Here is a 22864-nt window from a genome sequence, read left to right as displayed (position 1 = left end):
ATACCTGAACTAAGCCTAAAGCTACCACGTATTGGAGTACTTAAGAAAGAGCAAAGCGTGTAACATCTGATAAAATCAATATTACACGCTGTTAGAATAGTGTTTAAGTATTTATTATTACACCACTTTACAGCGCACACTGCCAAGCTTGTCAATGCCGCCTTCGATGCTGTCTCCGCGCTGAATAGCACCAACACCTGCCGGTGTGCCGGTGAAAATCAAGTCACCTGCTTTTAACTCAAACAGTGATGAAAGATAAGCGATGCTCTCGCCTACTTTCCAGATCATCTGATTGAGATCACCGCTTTGACGCGTTTCACCATTCACTTTCAACCAGATAGCACCCGATGAAAGATGACCGCATTCTTCAACGTGCACCAGATCACCGCAAGGTGCAGAATGATCAAACGACTTGGCGGTCTCCCATGGCCGGCCGGCTTTTTTAGCGACAGCCTGCAAATCACGACGTGTCATATCAATGCCAACCGCATAGGCATAGACATGATCCAGCGCGCTTTCCGCCGCAATATCCGCACCATCTTTACCGATTGCTACGACCAGTTCAATCTCGTGATGCACATCATTGGTCTGCGACGGATAAGGAAAATCAGCATTTCCTTCCACCAGACAATCAGGGCTTTTCTGGAAGAAAAACGGGAAAGAACGGTTTGGATCACCACCCATTTCTACCACATGGTCAGCATAATTTTGACCAACGCAATAGATCCGATGCACCGGAAAGTGCTGATCAATCCCTTTAACAGGCAAGCTTGCCTGTGGTTGCGGTGCGAAAACATAAGTCTGTGACATGGAATATCCTGTCTTTAGCAAGCTGTTTTTTATGTGCCACGATTTAGACGTATAAGAGCTGTGCGCACAAGCCTGAAAGATTAAACTTTAGCTAAGGCTTAGACAGGATTGAATAGATCCCTATACGAAATACAATTTGCTTTTGTGCAACTAAAGCGGCAGACACAGAATATTATCAAGTCCGCGCAATATTGATATCCTAACATCATCTGAATGCGCTAAACAGCATTGAAGATCATTAAAAAAGCAAAGAAGAACCGAAACGCCATGACAAAGATGAGTGATGATATAGTGATCAAAACTGTAGCAACGGAGCCTTATCTGGATCAATTACCCGGCACATCGGGTTTGCGTAAAAAAGTACCGGTCTTTCAGCAGGAAAATTATGCCGAAAATTTCATTCAGTCGATTTTTGACGTGATCGGCAATCTGCAAGGGCAAAAGCTTATCATTGGTGGTGATGGTCGTTTTTATAATGATCAGGTGATTCAGAAGGCGATACGTCTGGCTGTTGCCAATGGGTTTGGCCATGTGATGATCGGTCAAAACGGTATTTTATCAACACCTGCCGTTTCCAATCTGATCCGAAAATATCAAGCACTCGGCGGCTTGGTGCTTTCTGCCAGCCATAATCCGGGCGGTCCGAAACAAGATTTCGGCATCAAATACAATATCAGCAATGGTGGTCCGGCGCCTGAAAAAATCACCAATGCAGTTTTCGAGCGCACAAAACATATTGATCAATATTTCAGCGTTGAAACCCCAGACATTGATCTAAGCCACATTGGCAAACATCAGATTGGCGCAACCACCATCGAGATCATCGACAGTGTTGCTGATTATGCCGAAATGATGGAAGAAATCTTTGATTTCGATGCCATTCGCGCTTTGATAAAAGCCGGCTTTACGCTGCAATTTGATGCAATGCATGCCGTCACCGGCCCTTATGCCAAAGAGATTTTTGAAAAGCGCTTGGGTGCGTTGGAAGGCAGTGTCATCAATGCTGTGCCACTACCGGATTTTGGCGGCCAGCACCCAGACCCCAACCTGATCTATGCCAAAGGGCTTTATGATCTGCTGATGTCGGACAATGCACCGGATTTTGGTGCAGCCTCTGACGGCGACGGCGACCGCAATATGATTGTCGGACGTGGCATGTTTGTGGCACCATCTGATTCCCTCGCTGTCCTTGCCGCCAATGCGCATCTGGTTCCGGCTTATTCATCCGGATTGAAAGGCATTGCCCGCTCAATGCCGACAAGCTGTGCCGCTGATCGTGTGGCCGAAAAACTGAAAATCGGCATGTATGAAGTGCCGACCGGCTGGAAGTTCTTCGGCAATCTGCTCGACCATCAAATGGCAACCATCTGTGGCGAGGAAAGTGCAGGCACAAGCTCTGATCATGTGCGCGAAAAAGACGGTCTTTGGGCGGTCTTGTTATGGCTCAATATTCTGGCTGTGCGTCGCCAAAGTGTGGCCGATATTGTCAATGAGCATTGGCGCATTTTTGGCCGCAACTATTATTCACGCCATGATTTTGAAGGGGTGGACACTGATATTGCCAACAAGGTCATGCAACGTCTGCGTGATGAGCTCGCTTCTCTGTCCGGCACCACCATTGATGGTCAATCAATCGAAAAAACCGATGACTTTGCCTATCATGATCCGGTGGATCAGTCAGTCAGCGCCCATCAAGGCATTCGGATTTTATTTAATAATGGTTCGCGCATTGTTGTGCGTTTGTCAGGCACCGGCACAACAGGTGCTACCATCCGCATTTATATTGAACGCTATGAAGCAAATGAAGATAAGCTGGCACTCGACACCCAAGAAGCACTGGCAGAGCTTATTGTGATTGCAGAAAAGATCACGCAAGTGAAAGCGATCACCGGCTTTGCTATGCCCACCGCCATCACCTGACGCATTAAAAAAGGCCGGTTAACCGGCCTTTTTTAATATCAATCGAAAACAATATTAGGTGCCTGACGGCCGCTGCCACCTTCGCCCGCATTGATATTGTCCCAAACCTTTTTCGCCATATCGCGATAGATCTGCGCATGCACACTTTCAGGCTCTATGGCGGTAATGGGTGTGCCTGCATCGGAATAAGCACGCACATCCATATGCAGCGGCACTTCGCCCAAGAACGGTACGCCAATGCGCTCGGCTTCTGCCTTAGCACCGCCATGACCGAAAATGTCATAACGTGCGCCCGTATCAGGGGCGAGAAAATAGCTCATATTTTCCACCACGCCCAGCAAAGGGATTTCCACTTTGCGGAACATGTTCAAACCTTTACGCGCATCAATCAGCGCCAGATCCTGCGGCGTCGAAACAATGACGGCACCGGAAAGCGGCACTTTCTGTGCCATAGTCAATTGCACGTCGCCAGTGCCTGGAGGCATATCCACCACCATCACGTCGAGATTGCCCCAATTGACCTCACGCAGCATTTGCGTAAGTGCTGAAACCACCATCGGCCCGCGCCAGATCATCGGCGCATCTTCATCAACCATAAAGCCCATCGACATCACTTTGATGCCATAACGCTCCATCGGCTCGATGCGTTTGTCACGGGTCTGTTCCGGCTGACCGGAAATACCAAGCAGACGCGGCATAGAGGGGCCATAAATATCGGCATCCAAAATGCCGACTTTCAAGCCATTGGCATGAAGTCCGAGCGCCAGATTGACGCTGGTGGTGGATTTCCCCACCCCGCCTTTGCCGGAAGCAACTGCGATAATATGTTTGACACCCGGAACCCCAGCTTTTGGAGGCAATGTCGGTGCGCCTTGCGGGCGGGTCGCCTGTGGTTGTGGTTGAGCCGGGCGTGCAGGCTGCGGACGCGCTGGCGGCGCATCATCACTGGTCCGGCCGCCGATTTTTTCAGCCGTCAATGTCACGAGTGTACTTTTTACTGCAGGAATGCCAGAGACAACTTTTTCAGCCATGCTGCGCAACGGCTCCAGTGCCTCGGCACGGTCTGAGGGAACCGTAATGGAAAAGAACACTTTACCATCGGCAATAAAAATATCCGAAACCAATCCGAGCGAAACAATATCGCCTTTAAAATCCGGCCCCGTCACCTGCCGGAGTTGGTTGAGAACCTGTTCGCGCGTTACACCTGACATTGAGCCTTCATCCCGCATCATCATTTTGATACATATAGGGATAAAGCAGTTTGCAAGAAAAGGCCAACCCTTCAAGAGCGCTTCTATGCAGATTTTAAGCGCAACATTCCTCTGCTCTCTTCATTGTCATTTCACATGAGACTGATAAAAAGAGTCAAACTTTATAAGGAGCGTTTAATGGCTAAAGCTATTCACAGTATGATCCGGGTGCTTGACGAACAAAAATCCGTTGATTTTTATGCCGGCGCATTCAGTTTGAAAATTGCCGAACGTATTGAATTTGAAGCATTTACGCTCGTCTATCTTCGCAATGAAGAAAATGATTTTGAGTTAGAACTCACCATCAATAAAGGACGCGAAATTCCTTATGATCTGGGTGACGGTTATGGCCATTTAGCCTTCGTGGTCGATGATCTCAACGCTGAACACAAACGCATGACAGCTCTAGGTTTTGCGCCACGTGATATAGTCGAGTTTAAAAATGGCGACACACTTATTGCCCGCTTCTTCTTCATCAGTGACCCTGACGGCTACAAGATCGAAGTGATCCAGTGTGGCGGCCGCTATATTTAACCCTTGGCAAGATTGATGCTTCCACGCTAAATACAAGCTAAGATTATAAAACTCTTAATCCGGCAGACGGTGAATGGTGCAAAACACAACAAAAAAAACAGCACTTCTGATACGCTTTCTAAGCGTATTGGCTCTATTTTTTGTCGCTTTTGCCCATAAGCCGATCGAACTACGCGCGACAGAAGCTTCCGATTTTTTACGCTCCGAATTCAGACTGCCGGACGGGACATTTCCGGTCATCTGCCTCGACAGCAGGCGCGATATTAACGGCAAACCCGGCGAAACACGCCATCTGCATGTGGCTGATTGCGATGCCTGCCGGCTGACCGCCAAATTCGTCTGCCCTGCCCCTAACGCCTCATCCGGCCCTGTACTCCATCCAGCTTTAGCGCACGGGGAGATTTTATCCGAAACAATTATCAGCCGGATAATCTACCCGCCAGCGGCACCTCCACGCGCACCTCCTGTTGCCTGATCTTTTTAAATCTCAACGAAATTGCGCCGTAAACTCACAATTATTGCGCATCGATAATGATTAAAAATTCAGGATTATTTCAATGATGTTACGTTTTTTTGCTGCAACTTCTGCGGCACTTCTCATCAGCCTTTCCGCGGCACACGCCCATTCGCCTTCAAAGCCAGCCCCCCATGAATCCCACGGCCATGCAGACGCAATTAAACTGGGGGACCTGTCACTTGCTGCACCAACAGTGCGCGCAAGCGTGCCCGGTGCCAGCGTGGCTGGTGGGTATATCCTTATTACCAATAACGGCAAAGAAGCCGATCGCCTTGTGGCGGCTTCAACTCCAACCGCCGATCATGTTGAAATCCATGAAATGAGTATGGAAAATGACGTGATGAAAATGCGTCAGCTCAAAAATGGTCTGGAAATTCCGGCCGGTGAAACTGTGGAGCTGAAATCGGGTGGTTATCACCTTATGTTGATGAAGCCTGCCAAGCCTTATGTTGAAGGGACAACAGTTCCGGTTACACTGGAATTTGAAAAGGCAGGTAAAGTGGATGTGGAATTTAACGTCACATCCGCTAAAGGTAAAGCGGCTTCAGAACATAGCCACCACTAAGCGAGCCTTTTGCGTCTACGGGGGCACGGCTTAAACTTCTGCCGGACAAGGCCAACTGATTTTGTCCGGCATTTTTATTGCTTCAATCATTTTTCAAAAAACCTTCATCCAATCGCCATGCTGTGACCTTGGTTAGCTTTTATCCACTGTTTACGCGCAATTTGTCACAGCTAAATTAAATGTCATGATCGCCCTTTGCAGCTTAAAAAATATTTGCTATTGAAAATGCAGTAAACATGACTATTTTAGTCTAGAATAATTCTAAACTATTGAAATATAAAGAAAATACTTAAATTTCATTTGACAGATTAGAGAATCCACGGTTCTATGTCTGCAAATGAAACTGGCAAAGATAGCTCTGCTGCCTTACCAGCTTCGTTCAACCTTTAATGTCTGGGCCTTGAACCCGTTCGATTGGAGGACCTTATGTTTGGTCTCAAAAAAGACCGTTACGCTGCGGATGACAGATTGCAGGTGCAATTTTTCTCCGCAACCAATGGTCAACGCATTATTGCCTCTGCTTTTGCCCCAATGGCAGCAGCACCTTATTTATATCACCCAGTTGCCAGCACAGCTTGCGAAGCTGCACCGCGGAGGTTCTCATGAACCCGCGTATTGCCGAATTGAACGGCAGCAACACATGCTATTTTGACCGCCTGCCGGAACGGCTGGTGCTTGAAGGTTATCGTCGCTGGATTGCCGGCTTTGAAACCGGAACCGTTTTGCCATGGGAAATGACCTGGGCACTTTATAGTGATGCGGTTGGCATTGATGCCAGCAAAGCACTCATTGCGGAGCTTTCGCAATTTGTACGCGTGCTGCGCCACTGCGCCTTATGCCCTTTGCATAGTTTCCCCTTCGATTCCCATCAGGTCTGTCAGGCTGAATGCCTGACCTTAGGGCTAATTTCCGCTATGCAGAACGGCGATCAAGCGACAATCGATGCCTGTCTTGGCTCTATAGCTTGCAAAAGCCGCTGTCTGGAAGTGGAAAAGGCAGCGCAAGATTTTGCTGATGCCTTGATGGCGGCTGATCAGATTTTACTGCCGATTCCTACGAATGCATTGATGAGCGCACTTAGCCGTACCTCGGCGGTGATCGTTCACTAGAGATCAGTCTGAACATGAGGCGGTGCGGTCTTAATCAGTTTGCCCTAATCCTCCCGACTGACACTTAAGATACGCATCGCCGAACCAACAGTTAACTCTTGCATTTGAGCCCAGTCTTCTCAAATGCCCCACACAACGGAGAGTGTTATGCTTGCCAGTACTGAAAAACGCCTCGGAATTATTGCGGCTTCAGCTTTGACAGCAGCTTCACTGCTTATGATGAGCCAGCAACATCCGCTGACCACTTACAAAGTGGCCGAAATCGTTTCGCCTATGCCTGCGGTACAAACACTGGCTGATGCAACTAGTGCGGATATCCAAAAGCTCGTTGTTGACTTTTCCGACAAACAGCACAGCGCCCAGCGTTTAGCCATGCGTTGATGCTGCTGCACTTTATCACCCAAACTTGTTAAAGTGCACCGGATGAGACTTCTCCTGACCTCAGTCTCATCCGGATTTTTATCTGCCTGCTCAGGCTCGAACCACGATCGGCGCCTTGCCCTCAGTTCGGTTATAAAGGTCAATAATATCCTGATTCATCAAACGGATGCAGCCGGACGACATAGATTGTCCGATTGACCACCATTCCGGTGACCCGTGAATACGGTAACCTGTATCCTGCCCGTTTTGGAAAATATAAAGCGCGCGCGCGCCCAGCGGATTTTGCGGGCCCGGCTCCATACCATTACGATATTTTTCCAATTCCGGCTGACGTTTGATCATTTCCGGCGGCGGAGTCCAACGCGGCCATTGCCTTTTATACTGCACATTGGCGCGTCCCGACCACTCAAAACCAGCTTTGCCAATGCCGACACCATAACGCAAAGCATCACCGCCCGGCTGTACCAGATAGAGAAAATGATTGGCCGTATCGACAACGATCGTGCCGGGTACTTCACCGGTTGGATCGGGTACAATCTGGCGGCGGAATTCTTTCGACACTTTTTGATACGGAATAGCAGGGAGACTATACTCCCCCTCATGCACCGCCGCATACATCTCATCCGGTGTGGTAATGGCTTTATCAACACTGATCTGCGGCCGCATCGGTGAAATGCCGCCGGTGCTCATTGGGTCAACATTCATCTGCAAAGCCGACATATCCATCGACTGGCAACCAGCCACTGCTGTAAAAGCTACCGAGCCAGCGCCCAGCAAAAATGTACGACGGTTAAATTGCGCGTCAAACTTCGCCATAAACGTATTCCGGTCATGATTAATATCAAAAATGACCTTGCGCTTTTATGGTTTAGGAAGCGTTAATCCGACAGCTTCATCCGTTCAAATAAATGAGCTGCCGGATCATAAAATAAAACGCTTTATGTTTTAGTAATCGCGTTCGTAGAACACACCCGCACTGGAATTACCGTCTGAACCAACAGATGCTTTGGCCTTCAGGCTGCGGGTAATATCCATATTCACGGTACCTTTGGTTGTTCCGGCAGAACCAGCCTCAACGCCCAGATAAATATTGTCACGGATATATGTGCCTGCGCGAACAGCAGTATTGCCCTGCTGGTCGGTAACAACGTCCAAATCATCCAAACCGATACCTTGACGGATACTTCCCATCAATGAGGTATTGGAGCCGCCTGCCAGTTCTGCCGCGGCTGCGGCCAGCTGTGCAATCTGGAAAGGTGACAATTCGCTGATCGAACGATTGAAGAGTAAGCGCGCCAAAACTTCATCCTGTGGCAGTTCCGGCTGTGAGCTGAACGAAATGTCGAGATCGTCAACAGTACCTTTAACCGTAACAAGCACAACAATATCATTGCCTTCAGTACGCGCGACAAAATTGACCTGCGGATTGAGATCGCCAATCAGTGTCACCTGTCCTTCATCAAAGGTAATACGCTGACCCATAATGCTGATACGGCCACGCAACAAATCAAAGCCGCCAACAGGCTGGATATTGGTCACAGGTCCTGTCAAGCGCAAACGACCGCCCAGCTCCGTATCAAGACCACGACCACGCACGAAAATCTTGTTTGGTGCATTGACCAGAATATCCAGCTTGGCGACACTTGGACGTGCGGAAGGTGTTGGAATTGGCCCTTTTCGCGTTTCAACCTTCGCCCGTGTCAGCGTACGCATCACGGCAAGCGGTGTATTAATATGGTTCACATTAATGCTTGCAGCACTGCCGCCCATGCTTTCAGGCACAGAGATTTCAGCGCGTTCCACATCAATACGGCCACCAATCAGAGGATCACGTAACAACGGCCCTGTAATCGACAGACCGCCATTAACCGTTGCAACCACCAGCGCACCATCGGCATAACGCGCACGATTAAACTTGATCTCAATATTGGCAGGCATTGCAGCTGCCATATTGGTGGAAATTGTTCCGCTTGCGCTTAACGAACCACCGCTGCCCAGATCCGCATTAATCTGACGCAGCGAAATCGTTTCACCGTCAAGACTACCCATCACATTGATATTATTAAGACGGACATTGGTTTCCGGATCAATAAACTGTGCGCCATTGGTTGAGAACATACCGCGCAATTGCGGGTGATCAAATCCACCGGACACAGAGGCTGTCAACGACAGAGTGCCGCTGGCTTGCGAACCGCGATCTGCTAAAAAACGATTGGCAAGCGCCAAAGGCACATTACCGGTTACATTAACGCCAAAACCTTGACCTGAAAACGGCACTTTACCATCAGCACGAACATTGAGACCTTTAGGGCCATCAACTGTCAGGCTGGAGAAATTGACCGCTTCTCCGGCATATTCACCGGCCGCATTCAAGGTTAGAGGTGCAAGACCGTTTTCACGTAAGAAAGCTGTGGCAAGCTCGCTGCCCTTCAGCGAGAACTTTGCATTCGGGTTTTGCAAAGTACCGGTCACACGAGCAGAACCGGTAACGACCCCGCGCAAATCCTGCCCCTTCACCGCACCGTTTAAAACGGCCAGTGGCAATTGGGTAAGGTTCACATCAAGCGCCAATTCGCCTTTGTCTAAAGGCACACCGCCATTAGCACGTATATCAATGCCGCCACCACCGAATATGCGGGCCTCAACATTGAGACGATTGTTAGCAGATGTTCCTTTTGCATCAGCATCAAGTGCAGCAATACCCTGTTTTTTCAATTCAGCAGCTGTTACACCGCGTGCCTGTAAATCAAAACGCACATCCGGCGCATCAGCCGTGCCGGTAATATGCGCTGTACCATTGACGATACCGCCAAGGCCAAGTGCCGGCTGCACCGCATTGGCAAGCGCCAGGGGCAAATCAGAAATGGCGACAGATAAATCAAATTTATCTGCCAAACCGCCTTTTACCTTCACCTGACCACTATTGCCGCCATTGCTGGCATTAATGATAACATCACCAAAGGAAATACGACCATCTCGCACGGCTATATCAGCAGGGGACGCAAGAATTGCATTCAACTGCGCCTGCTTCACTTCCGCCTTCATCAAGCTTAACAGGAAGCCACCATCTTTCGGCTCCAATGAACCGGCAGCCGTCACAGCGGTACCAATAGAAAGCTTCGTATTGGCATTAAACTGTGTTTTCGAGCCTTGTGCATTGGCTTGTGCATCAAGCGTATCAATGCCGAAATCACCCACTTTGATATTACGTGCTGTTGCATGACCATCAACAACCGGAACGCCCAAGAGATCCTGCGCTTTCATCGCAATATCGGCAGTATCGATGTGGTTGCCGTTAGCTTTCAGGTTTTTCACATTCGCATTGATAACGGCATTTTGGTTTTCGCCATTATGATCAAGGCCGATTTCGGCTTTAACGGCACCCGTTGCTTCAACCAGGAACAAGGCTGCAGCAGTGGAGACATCAGGTGCATCGACCTGTAGCTGGCCGTCAAACAAACCTTTGGCGGTTTGTGTGACATTGCCGCGAACTTCTGCCCCACCTGCTTTGAAAAACAGGTTGCTCAAACGTTTTTCGTCATCAATCAGATCAACCAATGTCGACAAATCAACACGCTCACCATTAAGAAACGCATGGCCTGCCAACTGACCATTCAAAACGGTGCCGGTTTTCGAATTACCATCCATCAAGGCGTTAAAATCAAATGCGCCGTTACTTAGCTTCTGACCGGCAAGTGTGCCCTCTGGCGCTGCCACACGCATTGCCACGGCGAACACACCGTCATTGCCACGCGCACTGCCTTTGACAGTCAACTTGCCCGATGTCTGATCCGACACATAAGCCATATCTGAAAGCGAAGCGGAAAAGTTAAAATCTGCATCCTTGCTGGCAAAAACCCCGTTGGCGGTCAGTTCGGTCTGCTCGTTAACAACACGGAAATCACGCGCTGCAAAGCCCTCCGGCCCGCGAGCAATGCCGCCTGTCAGACGGGTCTGACCGGCCAGTACTTTGTCAGCCGCTTCAATACCGGTGCGCATACCATCGGCACTGCCATCCAGATCAAGATCGAAGGCTCCTGTTAATGGATCGATTTTACCTTTGGCAGCCAGATGCAGTGCACCGCCAAGATCGCGTCCGGCAAGCGCACCAAATGGCGACAAACTTTCAATTGCCGCATTGATATCCCCGTTAAAACGGTTTTCTTCAATAATACCCTTCAGGCTCAGCTTGGTATCTTGCGCGATAATATCCGCACGGTTCAAATCAACCGGACGACCGGCTGTCCAGTTACCATTAATCAAAAGGTCTATTTTTTCGCCAAGCGCCTGCGCCAATTCCGCATTGGGCGAATCAAGACCGCCGACATTCCCCTTCACATCAAAACTAATATGGCGTGCATCCGGCTGATCGAGATTTTCTGCCAAGCCACCCATATCGAAACTGATATGGTCACTGGTAAGATTAGCCGTTTTTAACTTTGCAATATCAAGACGTCCAACCCAGTCATTGGTCGGTCGGTCACCAAAAGCAACCTGCAAACGCGCATTGGCAACAGAGGTTTCACCTCCTGAAACCGGCAGCAAGACGCGCCCTTTTTCAGCATCAGCCAGTGTTAGATCAACACGAAGACGGTTCAAAAAGCCGTCTTTGCCGCTCTCAGCAGAAGCGGCAAGCTTCAATGCCGCACTATCAACTGCCAGATCATCGAGGCGCATACCGCCTTGATCCTTAATCAGCCCAAGTGCGGAAAGCTTGGTGTCAGCACCAAAGAAGTCACGAAATTCCTGCGGAACCAAAGCTGCAATCGGACCATTGAGGCGCACATTAAACGCACGTCCCTGATCTTGGCCCTGATCTATGCGATCCACTGTCAAAGCACCGGTCAAAATGCGCTTGCCGTCGGCATCAAGAGCCAGATCAATATTCAAATCATCTAGAACGCCTGCACCTTGCACATCGAGTTTGACCGGCGGACGACCATCAATGTTCAACAGATTGGCGATAATTCCATTGGCCGGTTCCTCAGCCTGCAAATTCAGATCAAGCTTCTGTGTGCTATTGGTAAAATCTGCTTTCAGATCAAATTTGCCACCCGGTCCGTCAAGACGGTTGATCGCAAATTCGGATTGCAGCGAGCCATCAGCCAGCGCCAATTTACCTTTGGCAGATACATCCGATTCAAGGCCAAAAACCTCTTTGCCAAAATGAATACGCGCAATATCAAGTTGATCAAGATGCACTGATAATGGCAATTCAGGTACGCTGAAACTTGACGATTCAGGTGATGGAACATTGCTGTCCGGCAAAGGTGTACGCAAAAAATCCACACGCTCGGCCGATAGGTTCTGAATGCTTAAATTACCGCGCAACAGCGCCAGACGGCTCCAGTTCAGCGTTGCGTTTTCAATACGCAGCCATACACCTTCACGGTCAGCGATAGTGATTGCACCAACTTTAGCTTCGGAAGATAAAACACCGTTCAGACCAGAGAAAGAAATTCTGCGGTTTGGTGCGGATAATTGATTTTCAATGAAGGACAGAAAATACGATTTCTCTTCCTCCGCCTGATCCTGTGCGAAAACCGGCAGAGCAAACAAAAGAACAAAAACAAGTGTCAGTAATCGTGTCAAAACGACTGTCCTATACCCACATAGAAAGAAAATTTCGGATCACCGGATCCACGGTCAAGCGGCACGGCTGCATCAAGGCGGATTGGGCCAAGTCCGGTATGATAACGCAAACCACCACCAACGCCGACGCGCAATTTTTCGGAGAAATCCGGATAGGATTTCTCGCCCACATAGCCTGCATCGGCAAAAGCCACCACACCGATCGATTCTGTTACTTTCGCACGAACCTCACCCGATGCCTCGACCAAAGAGCGCCCACCAATGATTTCGCCAGTTAATGTTTCCACACCAACATTGCGATAAGCATAACCACGGATGGAACCACCGCCACCGGCAAAGAACAATTTATCCGGCGGCAATTCGCTAATGCCCGCACCAACAATAGAGCCAACTTTTGCCCGACCCGCCAATGTTACGCGGTCACCCTTACCGAAGCTGTAATAAGCGCGCCCTTCAGCGGTAAATTTATTGATGAAGTTGCCATATGTCGCTTCATAAAACGGCTCAAGATACAACTCACCGTAGAGCCCGTGTTTGGCATCATTTTTATCATCACGACCATCATAAAGCAGATTGCCTTGCAGACCTATCGTGGTGAATTCACGCTTGCCAAAATAATCATCATTAAAATGCGAACGGCCAACATTGGCATATGCGCTGCCTGATAACTGATCAGAGAAGATATGCGTAAAACCGCCTTTAAGGTTCACGGAGGTTTCCGTATAGGCGTCAATGACTTCACGGCGTGCATTCAGTCCGGCGACAAAATCCGTATCCGGCGTAAAGACACCCGGTTTGGTAAAACTTGTTCCCAGCAAATAGGTATAGTTCTTCGGATTGAAAGAATCCTTTTGCGAACCACCAATACCGCTGATCTTACCTTCAACGCGTAAACGCTCGCCTTTGCCCAACAAATTGCGGTGCATCCAATAAGATTCTGCACCAAAACCATCTAATGTGGAATAACTGCCACCAATACCAAAACGGCGCGGTTTGCGTTCCTGCACATTCAAGGTCATCGGCAATGTGCCGTCCGGATTGATTTTTTCAGCTTCCTGAAAGCTCATCGCCCGGAAAACTTCCATACGCGCCAAACGTTTTTTGGCGCGCTCCAAATCGGCCGGATCGAAATCCTCACCCTCTTTCAGACCGGTCATCCAAGCCACAAAAGCCGGATCCATCCGGTCGGTACCCTCAACGGCGATGGGGCCATATTGCGCATGCATGCCAGGATCTATCGTAATTACGGCCGCAATTGTATTGCCCTTATGATCAGCAGTGACCTCTTCGTCACTCATACGGGCTTTGGCATAACCTTGCTGACGCCATGCTTCAACGGCCAATCGTTCGGCACGTAAAATCGTGCCGGATTTAGCCACTTCACCATCGGCGAAACCGGATTCTGCCGGTGTTTTCACCTGATCACGACGCGGCTTCGCCGGTGGCGGTGCCATATTGACAATACTGGCGCGCGAAAACAGAAATTGCGGTCCCGGATCAATATTCATCACAATATTGACGTGATCAGGCATATCCGCATCCGGCGGAATGTCGCTGGCTTCACGTCCGTTGACTAAAATTGAAATCGTGCCGCCATAACGCCCTTCATTGTAAAGAGCGGCCAGAATACGGCGATAATCACCACGTGCTTTGGCCAGCAGACCAGCCGATCCTGAAGCAGGCTTGTCCTGATCTGAAAATAATCCGGATGCACCTTCAATAATTGCCTTGCTATCGTCCGCCTTACCATCAGTATTGATCTGCTTGCCGCTGATAACCACTTCAACATCATAGTTTTTAGGTTCAGCGATCACTGCATCAGGATCAACTGTTGATTTCTTCTCGCCCCACAAATGAATACCGAACAATTCAAATGCCTGTGCGGGAGAGACAAGGAATGGTGAAAGCTGGGCAGCCATCAGCAATGCCAATACGCTTGCTTTATATATGGGCTTTGCCTTCAGTCTCATATGCTTGTGCATTCCTATACTAAACTCATACGAACAGACTGAATTGGATAAATTCCAGATGAAATCCTATCCGTTCAGTCCGTATTTGTCGATTGCCACAGCTTGCTTTTTTGCTGTGCAACGTCGTTTCCCGGCATCATGGCAAGTTTAAAATTATCATCATCCGAGATATACAGTGAATAGCACAGGCATGGTTAACGGCTAAACAAGATAAGCCGCAATTCAACTTTTAGGTAAATGAAATATTAATGCGTGAGACCGAGTTGTCCGGCCACCCATACAGGACGGACAAACCATTATAAAATATAAGTAATTTCTGAAGTAATAATTTCCTTCACTCTGCTTAAGCCTGACTGAACTTACTAAATTCCCGGCTTCGATGATCTGACAGTCATAATTTTAGCGGCCTGCCGGCACGATATTTTTAATTTTACCGGAACCAAATGGAATCATCTGCGCTCCCTTGCCCGCAGGGCGCACACCTTCGCCAATCGGCACATTGCGCATTGGCGGATAAACAGGGCCGGGACCAACAGTTGGTGATGGACCATAAGGATCATAATGTGGCACATAAGGCACCGGTGGTTGCGGTCTTGGACGATATGGCGGGCGATAGTGATGGCGATGAGGACGATAATCCCAGCCATTTCTGCCCCAGCTGTTCCAGCCCCAATATGGCTGACGCCTATAAACCGGACCGCTTTGAATAATAATGCCTGGCTGGCGAACATAATAAGGTGAAGGCTGCACTATCTGCGGGGCATAATTATTAAAGCTTAAGTATCGGGCAGATGCCCAACCATAAATGCGGCCTACTCGCACATGACACCAGCCTGCCTGACACGGCCCTGCCTCAACCTGCCAGCCCGGACGTAATGTTCCGATTTTCTTATAACGCGCCGCAGCACCTTCACGCACATTAACATTGCCGGTAACAATAGCCGGTACCGCATATCCCACCGTTGGTACGCCAACCAACAGGCCAAGCACGGCCAGTCTGATGACGTGTTTTGGATTGCCAATCTTTTCAAGAAACAACATTAGCATACTCCGTTACAACCGAAGCAAGACATCAGGCTTATCCCGACTCCTTCCGGTCAGAGAAATGCCTTTTATCATTTTAGCAATCATTAATACAACCATAGATTGATTTTTAAAAATAATACCCGCAAAATAAAAAAGCGCTCCGGATCAAAAAATCCGGAGCGCCCGATGCGGCTTTTGCGGGGGGAGAGGAGAGAAAAGCCGCTGAAAACAGTGTATTCGTTTATTTAAGGCAGGTTGCGGGCCGCCTCCGGAGTCATCGGCATCGGCATCATATTAGTATCCAGATGATGCATGATCCAGACCGAGCCGATGAGAACAATCGCCAGAATAATGATCGTGAACAACAGTGCCATCATATTCCAGCCGCCTTCCGATTTTGGGCTCATATGCAGGAAATAAATCAGATGGACGACCATCTGTACCGCACCAATACCCAAAATAATCGCAGCCGTGACCGCGGGCGTAAATGTACCAACCATAACGAGGCCGAAAGGCACTGCTGTCAAAATAACAGCCAGTACAAATCCGGTCAGGTAAGTTTTCAGATCACCGTGATCCGCACCATGATCAGTTGTTGCATGTGTATCTTTCACAGCACTCATCACAATACTCCCATCAGATAGACCAGTGTGAAGACACCAATCCAGACAATATCCAGAAAGTGCCAGAACAAGCTGAGGCACATCACGCGAGCCTGATTGCTCTTGGTCAGACCGGTGCGCTTGATCTGTGCCACCAGAACCACAATCCAGATCAGACCTGTAGTAATGTGGAAACCGTGTGTTCCGACAAGCGTAAAGAAGGCAGACAGGAACGCACTGCGGTCAGGGCCTGCACCTTCTGCAATCATGTGATGGAATTCATAGATTTCCATCGCAAGGAATGTGGCGCCTAACAGGAATGTCACAGCAAGCCAGCGGATAAGTCCGGCCTGATTGCCTTTGAACATTGCCAATGTGGCCAGACCATAGGTCAAGCTTGATACCAGCAACAATGCGGTTTCAACGGCAACAAATTGCAGATCGAACAATTCACGACCCGTCGGGCCACCAGCAAACTGGTGAGACAAAACTGCATAGGTTGCGAAGAGCCCCGAGAACAACACACAGTCACTCATCAGGTAAATCCAGAAACCTACCAGCGTGGTAGAGCCTGCATCATGATGATCTTCGTGTGCCGCTTCCACATCAGTGGAAGCGCCGTGGCTATCTAAAACAGCTGAGGAACTCATTATCAGGCCTCCTGTGCTTTGAGTTGTGCGGTGCGGATATCTTCAACGGCCTGCACTTCATCAGCAGAGACATAATAATCTCTGTCCAGCGAGAAGGAGTGACCGATACCGACAGCCAGCATGGCAAGAGCCGAGACAATCGCCAACCACCAAATATGCCAAACCATAGCGAAACCAAAGATGATGCTGATCATGGCAATGATGAAACCTGCACCCGTGTTTTTCGGCATATGAATACGCGCGAATTTTTCGGTACGACGCGGCACACCACGTTGTTTCATATCCCACCAGGCATCGACATCTTTGACCACAGGGGTTTCGGCAAAGTTATAAAATGGTGGCGGTGAAGAGATCGACCATTCAAGTGTCCGGCCTGTGCCCCATGTATCACCATTGAGATCGCGCAGTTTTTCACGGTTACGAATGGAAACGAGAATCTGAAGCACCTGGAAGACAATACCAACCAAGATGATCGCGGCACCAACGGCTGCAATAATCAGATAAATCTGCCAGGCAGGATTTTCTGTGTGGTTGAGACGGCGGGTCATACCCATCAGGCCAAGTACATAAAGCGGTGCGAAAGCGAGGATGAAACCGGTCAACCAGCACCAGAATGCATAACGGCCAAGACGTTCATTGAGCTTGAAGCCGAAAGCTTTCGGGAACCAGTAAACCACACCGGCAAAGCAACCGAACAGCACACCTGAAATGATCACATTATGGAAGTGGGCAATCAGGAATACCGAATTGTGCAGCACAAAGTCTGCCGGCGGAACCGCCAGAAGCACACCGGTCATACCACCGATAACAAAGGTACACATGAAACCGATAGTCCACAGAACCGGTGTTTCGAAACGGACGCGACCTTTATACATAGTGAACAGCCAGTTGAACACTTTCGCACCCGTCGGGATGGAAATGATCATGGTTGCCACACCAAAGAACGAGTTCACGCTTGCGCCACCACCCATGGTGAAGAAGTGGTGCGCCCAGACCAGAAACGACAAGACAGTAATAGCAACGGTTGCATAAACCATCGACGTATATCCGAACAGGCGCTTGCCGGTATAAGTTGCGATCACTTCAGAGAAGACACCAAAGCACGGCAGAACCAGAATATAGACTTCCGGATGACCCCAGATCCAGATGAGGTTGATATACATCATCGCATTGCCACCAAGATCATTGGTGAAGAAATGGAAGTCAAGATAACGGTCAAGAGTTAGCATCGACAGGGTTACTGTCAGGATCGGGAAAGCTGCCACAATCAAAATGTTGGAGCAAAGTGCTGTCCATGTGAAAACCGGCACTTTCATCATATCCATGCCGGGAGCACGCATTTTAATGATGGTAGTGATAAGGTTCACACCCGATAAAAGCGTCCCCATACCCGAAATCTGTAAAGCCCAGATATAATAATCCACACCAACATCAGGGCTGTATTGCATGCCCGAAAGCGGCGGATAAGCCAGCCAACCGGTTTTGGCAAATTCACCCACGCCCAATGAAATATTGAGAAGGATCGCACCTGCTGCGGTCAGCCAGAAACTCAAGCTGTTCAGATAAGGGAAAGCAACGTCACGTGCACCGATCTGCAAAGGCACTGCAAAGTTCATCAAACCAACGATGAAAGGCATTGCAACGAAGAAGATCATGATCACGCCATGCGCCGTGAAAATCTGGTCATAGTGATGCGGCGGCAAGAAACCTTCTTCTGCACCGCTGGCGATAGCCTGCTGGGCGCGCATCATCACAGCATCGGAGAAGCCGCGGAACAGCATCACCAGCGCCAGAATAATATACATGATACCGACGCGTTTATGGTCAACCGACGTCAGCCAGTCGTGCCACAACACGCCCCATTTGCGATAATAAGTAATCGCTGCAAAAAGTGCCAAACCACCACCAAACACGGCCGCCAGGGTAACCATGACGATCGGCTCATGAAATGGAATCGCATCAAGCGTTAATTTTCCGAACATTTTAAAGCTTCACTTGAATTTTTGTCAGCCGCGCGGGGGACGTGGCGACGAAGTTTTCATTGAATCCGCATCAGTCAGATTGACCGGAGTAGTCAGGCAGATCACATCATCTGCCCAAAGACTCATGTCGATAGGCGAAGATTTACGTAAATTGGCACGTGCTTCCCGGGCCATCTGCACACGATGCATTTCATCATCCATGCAAACAGTTTTGCCATCCACACAACGATTGATGATGTCATGGAACAAGGTCGGATCATTGTAAGTGAAATACTGAACCGGATGTTTTTCACTCGGCTGTTCAACCGACATGTAACGGGCGCGGTCAAGCGGCTCACCTTTAGCTTTCACCTCGGCTACCCATTTATCAAAACCGGCCTGATCAAAGCTGTGCGCCTTAAAACGCATCTGGGCAAAGCCGGCACCGCTATAATTTGCCGACATACCATCAAACACACCTTCATAATTGGCGATGAGATGAAGCTGTGTCTGCATGCCAGCCATCGTATAAACCTGACTGCCCAAAGCCGGAATGAAGAACGAATTCATCACCGTACCCGATGTCAGTTTGAAATTGACCGGAACATCCACAGGCATCGCCATCTCGTTGACGGTCGCAATGCCGTATTGCGGATAAAAGAACATCCACTTCCAATCAAGAGCTGTCACTTCCACTTCCAATGGAGGCACATCTGAATCCAGCGGGCGGTAAGGGTCGAGCTTATGCGTGGAAATCCATGTCACGGTGCCAAGCACAATGATGATTGCACACGGGATAAGCCAGACGGCCAATTCGATTTTGGTCGAATGGTGCCAATCCGGCTGATAATCTGCCTTCTCGTTGGAGGCACGATATTTCCATGCAAAAAACAGGGTCATAATGATGACCGGAACAACGACGAGCAACATAAGACCTGTTGCAAAATAGATAAGGTCGCGTTGCTGCATCCCTATCTCACCCTTGGGATCCAGCAGCACCTGCTGACAGCCACTCATAAAAAGGGTCAGGACTGCGAGGCTCAAAAGGCCAAGCACGCGTGATGATCCAATTTTCATTTACGCTTCCGTTTCATGCACTGCCCTATATGGGGGAAGGCAATGCACGCCTCAATTTCTCAATTTACGGTAATTACTGAAAGTTTGATAGGTACAGTTATACCTATTAACTCTGATTGTCACGCGTCTTCTAAAATAATTCTTGATCAATTAGAAGACACTAAAAATGGCTCGTGCAAAAAAATATTTTATCTGTGACAGATCAAAGCTTATAAAATTTCAATATGAGTAATATAAAATATAATATTATGCAAATTTGTCGCACCCAGATAGATTATTATTGGTTTTCAAGACTATACATCAAGTCAATACTAAAAAGGCTGCCCTTCTTATGAGCAGCCCTGCGATATAGCCATCATTTTAATAAAGCTTACACCTTGTTGGGCAAGACACGATCCGGCGGGCGGTGGCCGTCGACAAAGGCGCGAATATTGATGATCACCTTATCCCCCATATCAATGCGCCCTTCCAAAGTGGCCGAGCCCATATGCGGAAGAATCACAACTTTGCCTTTTTTGGCCAAGTCCAGAAGCCGCGGATTAACCGCAGGCTCGTGTTCAAAAACATCAAGCCCAGCACCTGCAAGCTTGCCCTGTTCGATCTGTTCGATCAACGCCATTTCATCAATAATCTGGCCGCGCGCTGTGTTTACCACATAGGCATGCGGCTGCATCAAGGCTATGCGCCGTGCAGACAATAAATGGAATGTCGCTGGCGTTGACGGACAATTGACCGAGATAATATCCATCCGCGCCAGCATCTGATCAAGGCTGTCCCAATAAGTAGCCTCCAGCTCTTCCTCGATCTTGGGACTGACATTCTTACGGTTATGATAATGGATCGACATACCAAACGCTTTGGCGCGTCTTGCCACAGCCGTTCCGATACGCCCCATGCCGATAATACCAATGCGCTTGCCCCAGATGCGCCGCCCCAGCATCCATGTCGGCGACCAACCCGGCCATTGGCCAGAATTTTCATGCAGGGAATTAGCACCTTCCACCAAACGGCGTGGAACAGACAGCAATAAAGCCAATGTCATATCGGCGGTGTCTTCTGTCAGCACATTGGGCGTATTTGTGACAGTAATGCCGCGCTTGGCAGCGGCTGCAACATCAATATTGTCGACACCATTACCGAAATTAGCAATCAGCTTCAGATCGGGTCCTGCCTGCTCGATCATCGACGCATCAATAATATCGTTAATCGTCGGCACGAATACATCCGCATCTTTTAATGCCGCAACGATTTCCGCCTGCGTCATGCGGTGATCATCAATATTCAGCCGCGCGTCAAACAGTTCCCGCATCCGCGTTTCAACCGAATCGGGTAATTTGCGGGCAAGAACAACCAGCGGCTTCTTCCTGACGGACATATTCACCTCTTTTTTGGTCGAATTCACACCGAATTAATCTGCGTTGAGACCTCCTTAACCAAGAAGGTGCAAAATCACAAAAAACTTCATGCGCTTCTTATCTATCAAGGCACATGGACAAAGACAAAGGAAAACAGGTCATGATGCAGCAATTTCACATCATCATGCAAACCTGTGCCAGAAATAACCGGCTGAAAACAGCAATGAACTGTTGCGGCCGTTGTAAATGACGCGAATATAAGGGTCAAAGCGAGGATACGTGTACCGAGTTTTTCTTGCGAAACTATTGAAATTCATCTCTGTGGCAACTGCTGTGGCACTGCTAAGCCTCAGTCTGAACATGCCTGCTTATGCACAAACTGTAGAAAAAATCGCCACACCGGTTGGTAAAAGCGGCCTGCCTTTGCCGCGCTTTGTCAGTTTAAAACCCGCGCGTGCCAATATACGCGTGGGGCCCGGGCGCGAATATGCGGTTTCATGGCTTTTTGTTAAAGCCGGATTGCCGGTGGAAATTATTCAGGAATATGATAACTGGCGCCGCATCCGTGATGCAGATGGCACAGAAGGCTGGATTTACCAATCGCTTTTATCAGGCAAACGCACAGCCGTCACAGCACCTTGGGACAAGTCCGGCCGTTTGCTGGAATTGCGTACATCCCCGGAACCAACGGCCAAAATCGTGGCACAGGTGGAAGGCGGCGTGATCGCCAATATCCGTGAATGCAATGGCGAATGGTGCAGACTGGAAGTCAATAAAGTGCGCGGCTGGTTACCCCAGCGCAAATTATGGGGTGCTTATCCAGGCGAGGTCTTTGACTAAGTAAGCCCGCAATCAAATAAATAATGAACCGGAAAAATTAAAAAAAGCTCGTGAAACGCTGTTCACGAGCTTTTTCAATCGGGAATCAACAGCTGCGTTTAGCTTTTGCGGCGCAACCGGACGATGATATCAACATTCACGATTTCCATTCCCTCAGGTGCTTCAGGCATATTTGCCACGGTCGGCTGGCCTTTGGTGCTGTGCGGAATATCAAACACCACATTTTCTCCTTCAAGGAAGAAATGCTGATGATCGGAAATATTAGTATCAAAGTAGCTCTTGGCCCCTTCAATAGCGATGATGCGCAGCAAGCCCGCTTCAGTAAACTGATGCAGTGTATTATAAACGGTGGCCAGAGACACCGGCACATCGGCAATAACAGCCTCTTCATGCAGCTCTTCAGCTGACAAGTGGCGGTCGCCGCGGGCGAAGATAAGACTAGCAAGAGCGACTCGTTGTCGTGTAGGCCGCAAACCTGCGTCACGTAAACGGTGTTCCATCAACATCGAATCTGCATGCAAAACAGGTATATTCACGTTTTATCCGTTACAGCTCGTACCAAATTTGCCAAAAATGCAACGAAGTGTTGCTCATTGGCATTCTCCATTGATATATGCAGTCACAATAATACTATCAATAGCCTTCTTCATAGCATTGATTGCAGGAAAAAGCTATCAGGATGGTTTTACTGTTGGAAACAGTCTG

20 protein-coding genes are annotated in these 22864 nt (G+C 48.9%); 8 read left to right on the top strand and 12 right to left on the bottom strand.

Annotation, left to right across the window (positions count from 1 at the left end):
• Positions 1-117 precede the first annotated feature (117 nt).
• Positions 118-810 carry a fumarylacetoacetate hydrolase family protein gene (locus ACI0FR_RS02115; RefSeq protein ID WP_374829029.1) on the bottom strand — a complete coding sequence of 231 codons (693 nt, stop codon included), beginning with the start codon at positions 808-810 and terminating at the stop codon, positions 118-120.
• 288 nt (positions 811-1098) lie between these two features.
• On the opposite strand from ACI0FR_RS02115, the gene ACI0FR_RS02110 reads away from it, so the two are divergent.
• Positions 1099-2730 carry an alpha-D-glucose phosphate-specific phosphoglucomutase gene (locus ACI0FR_RS02110; protein ID WP_404907362.1) on the top strand — a complete coding sequence of 544 codons (1632 nt, stop codon included), beginning with the start codon at positions 1099-1101 and terminating at the stop codon, positions 2728-2730.
• Between the two features lie 38 nt (positions 2731-2768).
• Here ACI0FR_RS02110 and ACI0FR_RS02105 read toward each other — a convergent pair whose 3' ends face one another.
• Positions 2769-3941, bottom strand: a complete 1173-nt coding sequence (locus ACI0FR_RS02105) for an Mrp/NBP35 family ATP-binding protein (protein WP_404907227.1) — start codon at positions 3939-3941, stop codon at positions 2769-2771.
• 177 nt (positions 3942-4118) lie between these two features.
• Here ACI0FR_RS02105 and ACI0FR_RS02100 point away from each other — a divergent pair, with 177 nt between their 5' ends.
• The 6 genes from ACI0FR_RS02100 to ACI0FR_RS02075 all read left to right on the top strand — a co-directional run bounded on the left by ACI0FR_RS02100 (position 4119) and on the right by ACI0FR_RS02075 (position 7086).
• Positions 4119-4514 (top strand): VOC family protein, encoded by a 396-nt coding sequence (locus tag ACI0FR_RS02100; RefSeq protein ID WP_404907225.1) that lies wholly within the window; start codon positions 4119-4121, stop codon positions 4512-4514.
• 73 nt (positions 4515-4587) lie between these two features.
• Positions 4588-4989 (top strand): hypothetical protein, encoded by a 402-nt coding sequence (locus ACI0FR_RS02095; protein WP_404907223.1) that lies wholly within the window; start codon positions 4588-4590, stop codon positions 4987-4989.
• Between the two features lie 82 nt (positions 4990-5071).
• Positions 5072-5596, top strand: a complete 525-nt coding sequence (locus ACI0FR_RS02090; RefSeq protein WP_404907221.1) for a copper chaperone PCu(A)C — start codon at positions 5072-5074, stop codon at positions 5594-5596.
• A gap of 426 nt (positions 5597-6022) precedes the next feature.
• Positions 6023-6202, top strand: coding sequence for a hypothetical protein (locus tag ACI0FR_RS02085; protein ID WP_404907219.1), 180 nt, complete (start codon positions 6023-6025; stop codon positions 6200-6202).
• Positions 6199-6705, top strand: a complete 507-nt coding sequence (locus tag ACI0FR_RS02080) for a hypothetical protein (protein WP_404907217.1) — start codon at positions 6199-6201, stop codon at positions 6703-6705. Before ACI0FR_RS02085 ends, ACI0FR_RS02080 begins: the two co-directional genes overlap by 4 nt.
• A 147-nt stretch (positions 6706-6852) precedes the next feature.
• Positions 6853-7086 carry a hypothetical protein gene (locus tag ACI0FR_RS02075; RefSeq protein ID WP_404907215.1) on the top strand — a complete coding sequence of 78 codons (234 nt, stop codon included), beginning with the start codon at positions 6853-6855 and terminating at the stop codon, positions 7084-7086.
• A gap of 90 nt (positions 7087-7176) precedes the next feature.
• Here the strand turns inward: ACI0FR_RS02075 and ACI0FR_RS02070 are convergent, their stop codons facing one another.
• From ACI0FR_RS02070 to ACI0FR_RS02030, 9 genes are all read right to left on the bottom strand, one after another.
• The gene (locus ACI0FR_RS02070; RefSeq protein ID WP_404907213.1) at positions 7177-7902 is read right to left on the bottom strand and encodes a L,D-transpeptidase; all 726 of its coding nucleotides are present in this window, start codon (positions 7900-7902) and stop codon (positions 7177-7179) included.
• A 129-nt stretch (positions 7903-8031) separates the two neighbouring features.
• Entirely contained in the window at positions 8032-12678 is a 4647-nt protein-coding gene (locus ACI0FR_RS02065; RefSeq protein WP_404907211.1) for a translocation/assembly module TamB domain-containing protein, read from the bottom strand.
• Positions 12675-14648 (bottom strand): autotransporter assembly complex protein TamA, encoded by a 1974-nt coding sequence (locus ACI0FR_RS02060; RefSeq protein WP_404907210.1) that lies wholly within the window; start codon positions 14646-14648, stop codon positions 12675-12677. The genes ACI0FR_RS02065 and ACI0FR_RS02060 overlap by 4 nt, the downstream gene beginning before the upstream one ends.
• A gap of 399 nt (positions 14649-15047) precedes the next feature.
• Positions 15048-15689, bottom strand: a complete 642-nt coding sequence (locus ACI0FR_RS02055; RefSeq protein WP_404907208.1) for an SH3 domain-containing protein — start codon at positions 15687-15689, stop codon at positions 15048-15050.
• A gap of 230 nt (positions 15690-15919) precedes the next feature.
• Entirely contained in the window at positions 15920-16297 is a 378-nt protein-coding gene (gene cyoD, locus ACI0FR_RS02050; RefSeq protein WP_374829017.1) for a cytochrome o ubiquinol oxidase subunit IV, read from the bottom strand.
• On the bottom strand, positions 16297-16926 hold the full coding sequence (gene cyoC, locus ACI0FR_RS02045) for a cytochrome o ubiquinol oxidase subunit III (protein WP_374829016.1): 630 nt from the start codon (positions 16924-16926) through the stop codon (positions 16297-16299). Before cyoC ends, cyoD begins: the two co-directional genes overlap by 1 nt.
• A 2-nt stretch (positions 16927-16928) precedes the next feature.
• Positions 16929-18908, bottom strand: coding sequence for a cytochrome o ubiquinol oxidase subunit I (cyoB, locus tag ACI0FR_RS02040; RefSeq protein WP_374829015.1), 1980 nt, complete (start codon positions 18906-18908; stop codon positions 16929-16931).
• Positions 18909-18932: 24 nt separating this feature from the next.
• Positions 18933-19964: a ubiquinol oxidase subunit II gene (cyoA, locus tag ACI0FR_RS02035; RefSeq protein WP_374829014.1), complete on the bottom strand. Its 1032-nt coding sequence runs from the start codon at positions 19962-19964 to the stop codon at positions 18933-18935.
• Positions 19965-20334: 370 nt separating this feature from the next.
• Complete coding sequence (locus ACI0FR_RS02030; protein ID WP_374829013.1) at positions 20335-21339, bottom strand: 2-hydroxyacid dehydrogenase; 1005 nt, start codon at positions 21337-21339, stop codon at positions 20335-20337.
• A gap of 259 nt (positions 21340-21598) precedes the next feature.
• Between ACI0FR_RS02030 and ACI0FR_RS02025 the strand changes: the two genes are divergently transcribed.
• Positions 21599-22159: an SH3 domain-containing protein gene (locus ACI0FR_RS02025; RefSeq protein ID WP_404907206.1), complete on the top strand. Its 561-nt coding sequence runs from the start codon at positions 21599-21601 to the stop codon at positions 22157-22159.
• A gap of 98 nt (positions 22160-22257) precedes the next feature.
• Here ACI0FR_RS02025 and irrA read toward each other — a convergent pair whose 3' ends face one another.
• Positions 22258-22665 (bottom strand): iron response transcriptional regulator IrrA, encoded by a 408-nt coding sequence (irrA, locus tag ACI0FR_RS02020; protein ID WP_374830425.1) that lies wholly within the window; start codon positions 22663-22665, stop codon positions 22258-22260.
• Between the last annotated feature and the right edge of the window lie 199 nt (positions 22666-22864).

The organism is Paenochrobactrum sp. BZR 201-1 (assembly GCF_044987585.2).
Taxonomy (GTDB): domain Bacteria; phylum Pseudomonadota; class Alphaproteobacteria; order Rhizobiales; family Rhizobiaceae; genus Paenochrobactrum; species Paenochrobactrum pullorum.
Note: the sequence above shows the minus strand (reverse complement) of the source record. Positions and strands in the feature narration are given on the sequence as shown.